Source organism: Cryobacterium sp. TMT2-15-1 (assembly GCF_004402345.1).
Taxonomy (GTDB): domain Bacteria; phylum Actinomycetota; class Actinomycetes; order Actinomycetales; family Microbacteriaceae; genus Cryobacterium; species Cryobacterium sandaracinum.
The window spans coordinates 87,414-99,641 of sequence record NZ_SOGD01000059.1 but is presented as its reverse complement, the minus strand read 5'-3'; the positions used below and the strand labels follow the sequence as shown (position 1 = coordinate 99,641).

The following is a 12,228-nucleotide window of genomic DNA, read 5'->3' as shown; positions in this document are numbered from 1 at the left end:
TCAGTGGCTGTTCCCCGTTCGGTACGGGTCAGTCGAACCAGAGGGCCAGTTCGCGGTCGGCCGACTCGGGCGAGTCGGAGCCGTGCACGAGGTTCTGCTGCACCTTGGTGCCCCAGTCTCGGCCGAAGTCGCCGCGGATGGTGCCGGGAGCCGCGGTGGTCGGGTCGGTTGTGCCGGCCAGGGAGCGGAAGCCCTCGATCACGCGTTCGCCGGCGATGCGCAGCACGAGGATCGGACCGCTTTCCATGAACTCCACGAGAGGTTCGAAGAACGGCTTGCCCTGGTGCTCGGCGTAGTGCTCGGCCAGCAGGGACCGGTCGGCCTGCACGAGCTTCGCGTCGACGAGGGAGTATCCCTTCTGCTCGATGCGACGCAGGATCTCGCCGGAGAGGTTGCGGGCAACGCCATCCGGTTTGACCAATACGAGAGTTTCCTGGACCTGGGTGCTCATGAGTTCTCTTTCTCGTTGTTCTCGTTGTTCTCGTTGTTGGGAAAGTTTTGGTTCTGGTTGTCGATCCGGGAGCCGGCGATCATGCAGTACGCCCACATGGCGGCGAACATGCCGCCGACGAAGAACATGGCCGGGTTGAGGAAGCCGGCGGCCACCATGATCAGCTGGAGGATCCAGCCGACCACGTAGGCCCACTCATAACGGAGCAGCGCGAGCACGGCCACCATGGCCAGCCCCAGCACTGCTCCCCCGCCGAGGGCCAGCCACGGCGGCAACGCCTGCAGACCGAAGATCACCAGGGCGGCAAGGGCAACCACGATGATCTCGAAGCCGAGCACGATCGTCGCGAGCGTGCGCTTCACCGAGCGGGGAGCGGGCGTCATTTCGCCAGCCATTCCCGGGCGTCGGCCAGAATGATGGCTTCGCCGACGAGGGTGATCGACCCGGTCACGATCACAGCCCGCTTGGGCGACTCGAGGGCCCAGTCCCTGGCGGATTCGAGGGCCTGCGCGAGGTCGTCGAACCGGACGGTCGTCTCCTCGCCGGCGAGGTCGGCGATCAGGTCGGCGAGGTCGTCGACGCCGACCGCGCGCTCGGACTGCGACTGTGTGACGTGGAACCGCACCACCGTGGACTGCAGCGCGGTGATGATGCCGGTCGCATCCTTGTCGGTGAGGATGCCCACCACGGCCACGATTTCGTCGAAGTCGAAGTAGTCGGCCAGCGCAGTGCTGAGGGCGGCCGCTCCGTGCGGGTTGTGCGCGGCATCCACCAGGACGGACGGTTCGATTCCGATCAGTTGCAGGCGTCCGGGCGAGGTGACCTGCGCGAGGCCCTCCTCGACCAGGTCCTGCGAGAGCGCCGTGGTGCCGGCCCCGAGGAAGGACTCGACGGCGGCGATCGCGACGGCCGCGTTCTGCGCCTGGTGCGTGCCGTACAGCGGCAGGAACAGGTCCGAGTAGGTGCCGGCGAGGCCGCGCACCGAGATGAGCTGCCCGCCCACGGCGACCTGGCTGTTGATCAGGGCGAAATCCTCGCCCTCACTGGCCAGGGTCGACTCGGTCAGCTCGGCGGCCCGCTCGAGTTCGGCCTGCGCCGCCTCGCCCTGCCGGGCGGAGACCACGGCGGCGGACGGCTTGATGATGCCGGCCTTGGTGCGGGCGATCTCGGCGATCGTGTTGCCGAGGCGGAGCGTGTGGTCGAGGGCGATGGGCGTGAACACGGCCACCTGCCCGTCGGCGACGTTGGTGGAATCCCACTCGCCGCCCATGCCGACCTCGATCACGGCGACGTCGACGGGGGCGTCGGCGAAGCAGGCGAAGGCCAGCACGGTGAGCGCCTCGAAGAAGGTGAGCGCGTCGTCGCCTGCCGCCGCGAGTTCCGCGTCGACCATGGCCAGGAAGGGTTCGATGTCGGCCCAGTTCGCCGCCAGGGCCTCATCGGTGATGGACTCCCCGTCGATCACAATGCGCTCGTTGAGCCGCACGAGGTGCGGGCTCGTCATCAGTCCGGTGCGCAGCCCGTAGGCGCGCACGATGCTCTCGGTGATGCGGCTCGTGCTGGTCTTGCCGTTGGTGCCGGTGATATGGATCACCGGGTAGACGGTCTGAGGGTCACCCAGCAGTTCGAGTGCCCGCCGGGTCGGGGCCAGACGCGGCTTCGGCGCACCCTCGCCCACGCGGGCGAGGAGGGCGGCGAAGACGGCGTCCCCGGCCTCCCGGCCGGGGTCGGAGGACTGGCGCGGCTTCTTCGCCCCGGGCTTCTTCGATCCGGGCTTCTTCGCCCCGGGCTTCTTCGCCCCGGGCTTCTTCGGGTCAGACATGGACGAGTCCGTTCTCTCGGGCGACGGCGACCAGGACGGTCCCCCGGTTGGCATAGTGACCAGCCTCGTAGAGCACGTAGTGCTCGACGGGAAAGCCGACCAGGCTCTGCAGCCATTCGGACGGCAGGCCGTGCGCCAGGCTGTCATCGGACACCTCGGTGGCCACATGGGTGGCGAACCGGAGGGTCAGGGTCTCCGCGGCGACGTCGACGCCGGCCGCAAGGGCGAAGGTCGCGGCGTCCTCGGCGGAGTAGAAGACGAGATCGAGACGGATGCGGTCGCTCACCTCGAATCCGGCCGACTTGCGGGTGTCCTGCACGGCGCGGATCAGATCGCGGGCTAAGCCCTCCGCCTCGAGTTCCGGGGTGGTCTGCGTCTCGAGCAGCACGAAACCACCGCCCGCCAGGAGCGCCAGGGCCGGGGCATCAGACGCCGCGTCGTCGGCGACGGGGGAACCGTCGGCCGGGCCGGTCTGCAGCACGAGTTCGTACTCCCCTGCGACCAGCTCGATGCCGCCGGCGGTGACGACGTCGGCGGTCTCGCTCCAGTCGCCGGCGCGGGCGGCCTTGATGACCTGCTGCACCTGCTTGCCGAGGCGCGGGCCGGCGGCCCGGGCGTTCACGGTGAGCCGGGAGGTGATGCCGTAGGCGCTCGCGCTGTCGTCGGCCAGCTCGACCAGGCGCACGCTCTTGACGTTCAGCTCGTCGCGAAGGATGCCCTCGAACGGGGCCAGGGCCGCCGTGTCGACTGTGACCACGGTAAGGGTTGCCAGCGGCAGGCGCACGCGCAGACCGGCCTGCTTGCGCAGCGACAGCACGGTGGAGCTGATGGTGCGCACCTGGTCCATCGCCGTGACCAACACGGTGTCGGCAGGGAACAGATCGGCGTCGGGCCAGTCGGTCAGGTGCACGCTGCGCCCACCGGTGAGGCCCTGCCAGATGCGCTCGGTGACGAGCGGGAGCATCGGGGCGGCCACCCGGGTCACCGTTTCGAGCACGGTGTAGAGCGTGTCGAAGGCCTCGTTCGAGGTGGTCGCGCCTGTCGAGCCCGAGCCCGAGCCCGAGCCCGAGACCGAGCTCCCGGCGCCGGCCCAGAACCGGTCTCGCGAGCGGCGCACGTACCAGTTGGTGAGCACGTCGGCGAAGTCCCGGAGCCGGGCGGTCGCCTGGGTGCTGTCGAGGGCCTCCAGGTCGGCCGTGACCTCCACGATCAGGTCGCGGGTCTTGGCCAGCAGGTAGCGGTCGAGCACGTCGGTGGAGTCGGTGCGCCAGGTGGCGTCGTAGCCCTTCTCACCGGACGCGTTGGCGTAGAGCGAGAAGAAGTACCAGGTGCTCCAGAGCGGGAGCATGACCTGGCGGGCACCCTCGCGGATGCCCTCCTCGGTGACGATCAGGTTGCCGCCGCGCAGCACGGAGGAGCTCATCAGGAACCAGCGCATGGCATCCGAACCGTCCCGATCGAATACCTCGTTCACATCGGGGTAGTTGCGCAGCGACTTGGACATCTTCTGCCCGTCGTTGCCGAGCACGATGCCGTGGCTGACCACGTTCTTGAAGGCGGGGCGGTCGAACAGGGCGGTGGAGAGCGTGTGCAGCATGTAGAACCAGCCGCGGGTCTGCCCGATGTACTCCACGATGAAGTCGGCCGGGTTGTGGCTGTCGAACCAGTCGGCGTTCTCGAACGGGTAGTGCACCTGCGCGAACGGCATCGACCCGGAGTCGAACCAGACGTCGAGCACATCCGTGATCCGCCGCATGGTGGACTGGCCCGTGGGGTCGTCGGGGTTCGGGCGGGTGAGCTCGTCGATGTAGGGGCGGTGCAGGTCGGTGGGGCGCACGCCGAAGTCGGCCTCGAGCTCGTCGAGGGAGCCGTAGACGTCGATGCGCGGGTAATCGGGGTTGTCGCTCTTCCAGACCGGGATCGGCGAGCCCCAGTACCGGTTGCGGCTGATCGACCAGTCGCGGGCGTTGCCGATCCACTTGCCGAACTGGCCGTCCTTGACGTTCTCCGGCACCCAGTTGATCTCCTGGTTGAGGTCCACCAGACGGCCACGGAAGTCGGTGACACGCACGAACCAGCTCGACACGGCCTTGTAGATCAGCGGGTTGCGGCAGCGCCAGCAGTGCGGGTAGGAGTGCTCGTAGCTGGCCTGTCGAAGCAGGCGGCCCTCGTTCTTGAGCAGCTGGGTGAGCGGCTTGTTCGCGTCGCTCCAGAGCTGGCCGGCGACCTCGGGCACGTCGGCGAGGAACTTGCCGCCCGCGTCGAGCGAGATGATCACCGGGATGCCGGCGGCCTCGCAGAGCTTCTGGTCCTCCTCGCCGTAGGCGGGCGCCTGGTGCACGATGCCGGTGCCGTCGGCGGTGGTGACGTAGTCGGCCACGACGATCGTCCAGGCGTTCTGGGTGCCCCAGACCGCGGTGTCGGCGTAGTAGTCGAAGAGGCGGTCGTAGCTGACGCCCTCGAGGGCGGTGCCGAGAACGGTGCGGGAGATCGCCGCGGTGGCGTCCGCCGCCGAGTCGTAGCCGAGGTCCTTGGCGTAGTTGCCGACCAGGTCGATCGCGATCAGGTATTCGGCGCCGAGAACCTCGGTGGAGGCGACGGATGCCGCGGCATCCGTCCCGGGAACGGACTCCCGCAGCACCGTCGCGTCCGGGGTGCCGTTCGGCCCGGCCGGCACGACGGCGTAGATGATCTCGGGGCCAACGGCGAGCGCCAGGTTCGTCGGGAGCGTCCAGGGGGTGGTCGTCCAGGCCAGGGCGCGCACGGCGGTCAGCCCCAGGGCTTCGGCCTTGGCGCCGACGAGCGGGAACGTGACCGTGACGGTCTGGTCCTGGCGCATCTTGTAGACGTCGTCGTCCATGCGCAGTTCGTGGTTGGACAGCGGCGTCTGGTCGCGCCAGCAGTACGGCAGCACCCGGTAGCCCTCATAGGCCAGACCCTTGTCATGCAGCCGCTTGAAGGCCCAGATCACGGATTCCATGAAGGTGATGTCGAGCGTCTTGTAGTCATTCTCGAAGTCGACCCAGCGCGCCTGGCGGGTGACGTACTCCTCCCAGACCTTGGTGTACTTGAGCACGGAGCTGCGGGCGACGGCGTTGAAGGCGCCGATGCCCATCTTCTCGATCTCGCTCTTGTCGGTGATGCCCAGCTCGCGTTCGGCTTCCAGTTCGGCCGGTAGGCCGTGGGTGTCCCAGCCGAAGCGGCGGTGCACCTGCTTGCCACGCATGGTCTGGAACCGCGGGAACAGGTCCTTCGCGTATCCGGTCAGCAGGTGGCCGTAGTGGGGCAGGCCGTTGGCGAACGGCGGGCCATCGTAGAAGACCCACTCGGGGGCATCCGCCCGGTTGTCGATCGACGCCTGGAAGGTGCCGTCGTTCTTCCAGAACGCGAGCACGTCGGTTTCGATCTGGGGGAAGTTCGGCGAGGGCACGATGCCGCCGGGCTGGGCGGGGGAACCAAACTGCTGGCCTTTGGGGTACGTCATGTCTCTCCTGGACGAGTCGGGCAGGCTCGGTCGTTCACAGATCTGCCCCTGTTCCACGAGGACGCCGACTCCGAACGGGATTCGCCGCGGTACCACCTCGCTTGTCTCTCGAAGCCGAAGCCCTGGGAAACCGCTTGTTCTGAGGCTGTGACGGGCCCGACCCGTTCGGTTCTACTGGGAACCGCCGCGAAGCGGTTGCCGTTCTTCCGAAGACTCACCGGTGATGGCCGGATCACAGTCATGTCGGTCTATTCTACCCTGCGTCCGGCCCCGGGTGTGCAGGGCGCGGTACCCCATGCAGACGGGCGCGATGGCCGCGCCGACGTAGGGTTCCAGCGCTCCGCGGGTGACCCCGGCACGCGCCCAGACCCCGGCGGCGGCGGCCGCGGCCCCGAGCACGGCCATCGCGAAGGCCCGGCTGGAGAGCTGGTCGGTCGTGCCGCCTCGCGCTCCGACGAAGCGGGTGACCAGGGTCACCTGGGCCATGAACCGGGACAGGGCGGATGCCTCCAGCTCGCCGGTCGTGCCCATCAGCTCGTACTGGGTGAGCGCCCAGGGCACCTGCCCCGGCCCGAACGCGGCAGAGACCTGCAGCAGCGCCCGCTCCACGGCATCCACGGCCTCCGCCGGCCCGGCTGCGGCGGCGGACTGGTCGAGGGCGGCCGGCAACGTCGCCAGGCCCGCGTCGACGTCGACCCAGAGCAGGTCACTCTTGGCCGTGAAGTAGTTGAAGAAGGTGGCCCGGCTGACGCCCGCGCGGCGGGTGATCTGAAGGATCGTGGTGCCCGCATACGTCTGCTCGAGGAAAAGCTCGGCGGACGCCTCCTCGAGCATCGCCCGCGAGGATCCGCGGGGCCGGCCGGCCCGCTTCGGTTCGGGATCAGGCATGCCGCTCCTGTGTTCTACGATGGGACGAGTCCATCTCGTTTGTGGACCGAGTCCAACAATTGCACACTCGGCCCATCGGGCGCCGCGGAAAGAGACCCACCATGCACACTTCGGGGCATACCCAGCGCGCATCGCGCACCCTGACCGGGCTGGTCGGCCTCGTCGCCACCGGCATCCTGCTCGCCGGCTGCGCCACTGCCGAGTCCCCTGAAGCCACCGAGCCCGTCTCCGGTGGCACGCTGACCTACGCGTCCGGCGACGCCGAGCCCACCTGCCTGGACCCGCACGTGGGCGGCAACTACCCGCAGGCCCTGGTCAGCACGCAGTACCTCGAGTCGCTCGTCTCCCGGGACGAGGACGGCACGATCATCCCCTGGCTGGCCGATTCTTGGACCGAGAGCGCCGACGGGCTGGCCTGGGACTTCACGCTCGCCGCCGACGTAAGCTTTACCGACGGCACCCCGCTCGACGCCGCCGCCGTGCAGGCGAACATCGCGCACATCCAGGACCCCGAGACGGGCTCGTCGACCGGCTACCTGGCCCTAGGCAAGGTCACCGGCACCGAGGCGGTCTCCACCAACGTCGTGCGCCTCGTGCTGAGCGAACCCGACAGCGCCCTGCTCGAATCACTCTCCCAGCCGTGGTTGGCGATCGAATCTCCCACCGCGTTGGCCCGCAGCCAGGACGAGAACTGCGCCGCTCCGGTCGGGACCGGCCCGTTCCAGGTCGAGAAGTGGGTGCAGCAGGAATCGATCACCCTGGTGCGGAACAAGAACTACAGCTCCCCGCCCGAGGATGCCGAGCACACCGGGCCGGCCTACCTCGACTCCATCGTCTGGCGCTTCATCCCCGACTCCGCTTCCCGCTACGCGGCCCTGCAGTCCGGCGACGCCGACGTGATCGACAACATTCAGCCCGACACCATCGTGCAGGCCGAGAAGAGCGACACCATTGTGCACCTCGACGCCCCGCGCCCGGGCGCCTCGAACCGGATCGAGCTGAACTCCGGCCGCGCGCCGTTCGACGACCCGCTCGTGCGGGAGGCGTTCATCCGCTCGGCGAACGTCGACGACGCCGTCACGAGCCTGTTCCAGGGCACGGCCGAACGCTCGTACTCCGCCCTCTCCAGCGCCGAACCGCTCGCCGTGTCGGGCCCCGACCTGTTCGACTACGACCCCGCGGCCGCCTCGGACCTGCTCGATTCCGCCGGCTGGACCGAGCGAGACTCGGACGGCTACCTGGTTAAGGACGGCGAGCGCCTCACGGTCGACTTCCCGGTGAGCACGAACCAGTCCATCCCGGCGGAGCAGTCCCTGTTCGAGCAGATCCAGGCCACCGCGAAAGAGACCGGCTTCGAGGTCGTGCTCAGCCCGATGGACCTCTCCAGCTGGTACACCGCGCTAGGCGAGAACGACTACGACGCCGTCAGCGCCCCGTACACGAAGGTCGGACCCGACGTTCTGCGCATCCTGTTCCACTCCGACGGCATCATCCCTGCACCCAGCGGCTACTTCGCCAATCACGCCCAGGTGAATGACCCGGCCATCGACGCCCTGCTCACCCAGGCCGGCCAGGTGACGGATGCCGAGGAACGCGCCGCCCTCTACGCCGACGCGCAGAACATGGTGCTCGAGGGCTTCTACATCCTGCCGCTCTTCGACCAGCAGAACCACTACCTGCTCGGCACCGACGTGGTGGGCGCGCGGGCGCTGCCGACCGTGTCGACGCCCACGTTCTACGATGCGTGGCTGAAGTAGGCCGCGCCGCGCCGGTCGTCCGGACGGCCCGGGTCGTCCTGGGCCGCCTGGGCGGCGCGGTCTTCGTGCTCTGGATGGTGGCCACGCTGACCTTCTTCGCTATCCGCCTGATCCCCGGCGACCCGGCCGAGGCCATCCTGGGTGGCCCCGGCTCGCAGACCTCTCCGGAGGCGCTCGCCGCGGTCCGGGCGGAATACGGGCTCGACCAGCCCGTGTTCGTGCAGTACCTGGCGCAACTGGCACGCCTGGCCACCGGGGACCTGGGCCGCTCGTACTCCCTGAACCAGGACGTCGCGCCGCTCCTGCTCGGCCAGCTCGGAGGCACCCTGTTGCTGGCCGTGCTCGCCCTCGCCGTGGCCTGGCTGCTCGCCCTCGGGCTGGCCACCTGGTCCACCCGCGGCGGGCGGTTCGCCTGGTACCTGGGGTCCGGGCTGGAGATCGTTGCCGCCGCGCTCCCCCACTTCTGGCTGGCGACGGTGCTGATCGTGCTGTTCAGCGTATGGCTGGGCTGGCTACCGCCGATCAGCACCTCCGGGGTGTCCGGGCTGGTGCTGCCGGTGCTGACCCTCGCCGTGCCTCTCGCCGGTTTCCTCGGCCAGATCATGCGGGAGTCGCTGCTCACGGCGCTGGAGTCCCCGTTCGTGCTCTCCGCCCGCGCCCGCGGCGAGGGCGAACGCGGGGTGCGCTGGGTGCACGTCATCCGGCACGCGTCGCTGCCGGCGATCAGCCTCTCCGGCTGGGCCTTCGGCTCCCTGATCAGTGGGGCCGTGGTGGTCGAGACCATTTTCGCCCGGCCGGGCCTGGGGCGCACGCTGCTGACCGCGGTGACCGTGCGCGACGTCCCGGTCGTGGTCGGCGCGGTGCTGATCGTGGCCGTCGGGTACATCCTGATGACCCTGCTCACCGACCTGGCCCAGCGCATGGCCGACCCTCGGCTGCGGGCGCGATGAGCGACCTCGAGATCCAGGCCGGGCTGGGCCGGGCGCCGCGAGCGCCCAGGACTGCGCGTGCGTCCCGCCGGTTCGGCGTGGCCGAGGTTCTGGCCGGCCTGTTCGCCCTGTTCCTGGTCACGGCGGCGCTGTTCCCCACGCTCGTAGCCCCCGGCGACCCGCTCGGGATCGACCCGCTGTCGGCGTTCCAGACCCCCTCACCCGCACACTGGTTCGGCACCGACGAATCCGGCCGGGACATCTATACGCGGGTCAGCCACGGCACCGGCAGCTCCCTGCTGATCGGCACCCTCGCCACCCTGATCGGACTCGGCCTGGGACTCGTGCTCGGCACCCTGGCCGGCATGCTCGGCCCCGTCGTCGACTTCACCGTGAACCGGTTCCTCGAGGTGCTGTTCGCGTTTCCCGGGCTGCTGCTGGCCCTGCTCTTCATCCTGATCTTCGGGCCGGGCGTTGCCACGGCGACCGTCGCCGTGGGTCTGGCGACCGCGCCCGGCTATGCCCGCATCATCCGTGGCCAGCTGCTGTCCGTACGGTCCTCGGCCTTCGTCGAGGCGGCGACCGTGCTCGGGCGCAGCCCGGGGCAACTCCTGGTGCGGCACATCCTGCCCAACACCCTCGCTCCGCTGTTCGTGCTCGGCACGCTCGGCATCGGCCAGGCCATCGTCTGGGCATCGGCGCTGAGCTACCTGGGCCTGGGCGCGGCGCCGCCCGCCGCGGAGTGGGGCGCGATGCTTTCCGCCGGGCGCACCTACATCGGGTCAGCCTGGTGGATGAGCTTCTTTCCCGGGCTATTCATCGTGCTGACGGCGGTATCGGCCACGGCGCTCGGCCGCGGCATCGAGCGACGGATGAGGCACGCATGAGCGGCGAGCTGGGCGTGGGCCTGGGCGGCCTGGGCTCTCCCGAGGCCGCGGGCGTGACCGACGCTACGGCGGTGCGAGTGCGGAACCTCGTGGTGGGCTTCGGGCCGCAGGGTGACGCCGACCCGGTGTTGAACGGAGTCTCGTTCGAGGTGGCCCCCGGCGAATGCCTGGCCATCGTGGGCGAGTCCGGCTCGGGCAAGAGCGTCACCGCGCGCAGCCTGCTCGGCCTGGCCGGTGACACGGCCTGGGTGCGCGCCGACGAGCTGAGCCTCGCGGGCTCCGATGTGCGCGGGCTGTCCGAGCAGCACTGGCGCCGACGGCGCGGCCGCGACGTCGGTCTGGTGCTGCAGGATGCCCTCGTGTCGCTGGACCCGCTACGCCCGGTGGGCCGGGAGATCGCCGACTCGCTGCGGCTGCACACCCGCCTCGGCGCCGCCGCTCGGCACGCTCGGGTGCTCGAGGTGCTGCACCAGGTGGGTCTGCCCGACGCCGCCAACCAAATGCGGAAACGCTCCGGTGAGCTCTCCGGCGGCCAACGCCAACGGGCCCTGATCGCGGCCGCGATCGCGCTGGACCCGCCGTTGCTGATCGCCGACGAGCCTACAACGGCGCTCGACGTCACCGTGCAGGCGCAGATCCTGGAGCTGCTGGCGAGCCTGAAACGCGCCGGAACGGGCATCCTGCTGATCAGCCACGACCTGGCCGTCGTCGGCCGTATCGCCGACCGGATCGCCGTGCTGAGCGAGGGACGCATCGTGGAACAGGGACCGGCGCACGAGGTGCTGACCCAGCCGGAGCATCCGGTCACACGGCAGATGCTCGCCGCGATCCCGGTCGACAAGCCGCGCGGGCTGCGGTTGAGCCCGCGGGCCGTGGCTCCGGTGTCACCTGCGTCCACTTCGTCGGCCTTCGCCTCGTCGGCCTTCGCTTCGCCTGCCCCGCCGGCCTTCGCCGACCATGCCGACCGCGCTGCTGACGGCGCTGCTGACCGCGACATCGTGATGGAGGCCGCCGGACTGGTCAAGCGCTTCACCCGGCCCGACGGGAGCGAGCAGCTTGCGGTCGACGGGGTATCGTTCCGGCTCGAGCGCGGCACGACGCTCGGCATCGTGGGCGAATCCGGCTCCGGCAAGACCACGACGGCCCGCCTCGTGCTGGCGCTGACCCGGCCCGACGCCGGCGAGGTGCGGGTGCTCGGGCAGCCGTTCAGCGCCGCCGCGGAGAAGCAGCGCCGGCTCCTGCGACCCCGGCTCGGTGCGGTCTACCAGGATGCGCTCAGCTCCTTCGATCCCCGGCTGAGCGTCGAGCAGGTGCTGCGGGACGCGGTCGGCGGCGCGGCCGGGCGCGGCCGGCGCGGCGGCGCACCCGGCTCTGGCGACACCTCCGGCTTTGGCGGCTCTGCATCGACTGCCGCGTCGACTACCGCCTCAGCAACGACTACCGCCTCAGCAACGACTGCCGACCGGCTGCGCGTGCTGGAGCTGCTCGACGCGGTGGGTCTGCCGCCGGGGCTGCTGGGCCGCCGACCGCTCTCACTCTCCGGCGGGCAGCGGCAGCGGGTGAGCATCGCCCGAGCGCTGGCCTCCGACCCGCAGATCCTGATCTGCGACGAGCCCGTGTCCTCGCTCGACGTGACCGTGCAGGCCCAGGTGCTCGACCTGCTCGACGATCTGCAGCGCGAGCTGGGCCTCAGCCTGCTGTTCATCTCCCACGACCTCGGGGTGATCCAGCACGTGAGCGACCAGGTCGCCGTGATGCTGGATGGCCGCATCGTCGAGACCGGTGCCGCGGCCCGGGTCTTTTCCGCCCCGCAGCATCCGTACACGCAGGCCCTGCTCAGCGCGGTCCCCCGGCTCGGATTCTGACCCTGGGGCGACTCCGTCCCGAACGAATTCGACGGAGATTCTGCCCGAAACGTCCCGTTCGGGCCTGAAAACCGGCTCCCAGAGCAAAATCTCCGTCGAATTGGTGGGGCAATCGCCTGAATCGACCGCCACCTGACGGGGGCTC

General features: G+C 69.8%; 9 protein-coding genes. 4 read left to right on the top strand and 5 right to left on the bottom strand.

What is annotated here, in order from left to right:
- Positions 1 to 28: 28 nt before the first annotated feature.
- From ndk to E3O62_RS15785, 5 genes are all read right to left on the bottom strand, one after another.
- The gene (ndk, locus tag E3O62_RS15805; protein WP_134393905.1) at positions 29 to 451 is read right to left on the bottom strand and encodes a nucleoside-diphosphate kinase; all 423 of its coding nucleotides are present in this window, start codon (positions 449 to 451) and stop codon (positions 29 to 31) included.
- Positions 448 to 834, bottom strand: coding sequence for a DUF4233 domain-containing protein (locus E3O62_RS15800; RefSeq protein ID WP_166786519.1), 387 nt, complete (start codon positions 832 to 834; stop codon positions 448 to 450). Before E3O62_RS15800 ends, ndk begins: the two co-directional genes overlap by 4 nt.
- Positions 831 to 2,273 carry a folylpolyglutamate synthase/dihydrofolate synthase family protein gene (locus E3O62_RS15795; RefSeq protein ID WP_134399168.1) on the bottom strand — a complete coding sequence of 481 codons (1,443 nt, stop codon included), beginning with the start codon at positions 2,271 to 2,273 and terminating at the stop codon, positions 831 to 833. Before E3O62_RS15795 ends, E3O62_RS15800 begins: the two co-directional genes overlap by 4 nt.
- The gene (gene ileS, locus E3O62_RS15790) at positions 2,266 to 5,757 is read right to left on the bottom strand and encodes an isoleucine--tRNA ligase (protein ID WP_134399166.1); all 3,492 of its coding nucleotides are present in this window, start codon (positions 5,755 to 5,757) and stop codon (positions 2,266 to 2,268) included. The genes E3O62_RS15795 and ileS overlap by 8 nt, the downstream gene beginning before the upstream one ends.
- Positions 5,758 to 5,928: 171 nt before the next feature.
- Complete coding sequence (locus E3O62_RS15785; protein WP_134399164.1) at positions 5,929 to 6,645, bottom strand: TetR/AcrR family transcriptional regulator; 717 nt, start codon at positions 6,643 to 6,645, stop codon at positions 5,929 to 5,931.
- A 101-nt stretch (positions 6,646 to 6,746) separates the two neighbouring features.
- On the opposite strand from E3O62_RS15785, the gene E3O62_RS15780 reads away from it, so the two are divergent.
- Genes E3O62_RS15780 through E3O62_RS15765 form a run of 4 tightly spaced genes read left to right on the top strand, consistent with a single transcriptional unit; the run spans position 6,747 to position 12,083 of the window.
- Complete coding sequence (locus E3O62_RS15780) at positions 6,747 to 8,402, top strand: ABC transporter substrate-binding protein (protein WP_134399162.1); 1,656 nt, start codon at positions 6,747 to 6,749, stop codon at positions 8,400 to 8,402.
- Positions 8,390 to 9,352, top strand: a complete 963-nt coding sequence (locus E3O62_RS15775) for an ABC transporter permease (RefSeq protein WP_255570050.1) — start codon at positions 8,390 to 8,392, stop codon at positions 9,350 to 9,352. The genes E3O62_RS15780 and E3O62_RS15775 overlap by 13 nt, the downstream gene beginning before the upstream one ends.
- A complete protein-coding gene (locus E3O62_RS15770; protein WP_134399160.1) occupies positions 9,349 to 10,218 on the top strand; it encodes an ABC transporter permease in 870 nt (289 codons plus the stop codon). Before E3O62_RS15775 ends, E3O62_RS15770 begins: the two co-directional genes overlap by 4 nt.
- Positions 10,215 to 12,083 carry an ABC transporter ATP-binding protein gene (locus E3O62_RS15765; protein ID WP_134399158.1) on the top strand — a complete coding sequence of 623 codons (1,869 nt, stop codon included), beginning with the start codon at positions 10,215 to 10,217 and terminating at the stop codon, positions 12,081 to 12,083. The genes E3O62_RS15770 and E3O62_RS15765 overlap by 4 nt, the downstream gene beginning before the upstream one ends.
- Positions 12,084 to 12,228 lie beyond the last annotated feature (145 nt).

What these genes read in the sequence shown, in the direction of transcription:
- E3O62_RS15770 (WP_134399160.1), top strand. Translation starts at nt 9,349, where the DNA reads ATGAGCGACCTCGAGATCCAGGCCGGGCTGGGCCGGGCGCCGCGAGCG.
- ndk (WP_134393905.1), bottom strand. Translation starts at nt 451, where the DNA reads ATGAGCACCCAGGTCCAGGAAACTCTCGTATTGGTCAAACCGGATGGC.
- ileS (WP_134399166.1), bottom strand. Translation starts at nt 5,757, where the DNA reads ATGACGTACCCCAAAGGCCAGCAGTTTGGTTCCCCCGCCCAGCCCGGC.
- E3O62_RS15780 (WP_134399162.1), top strand. Translation starts at nt 6,747, where the DNA reads ATGCACACTTCGGGGCATACCCAGCGCGCATCGCGCACCCTGACCGGG.
- E3O62_RS15800 (WP_166786519.1), bottom strand. Translation starts at nt 834, where the DNA reads ATGACGCCCGCTCCCCGCTCGGTGAAGCGCACGCTCGCGACGATCGTG.
- E3O62_RS15795 (WP_134399168.1), bottom strand. Translation starts at nt 2,273, where the DNA reads ATGTCTGACCCGAAGAAGCCCGGGGCGAAGAAGCCCGGGGCGAAGAAG.
- E3O62_RS15785 (WP_134399164.1), bottom strand. Translation starts at nt 6,645, where the DNA reads ATGCCTGATCCCGAACCGAAGCGGGCCGGCCGGCCCCGCGGATCCTCG.
- E3O62_RS15765 (WP_134399158.1), top strand. Translation starts at nt 10,215, where the DNA reads ATGAGCGGCGAGCTGGGCGTGGGCCTGGGCGGCCTGGGCTCTCCCGAG.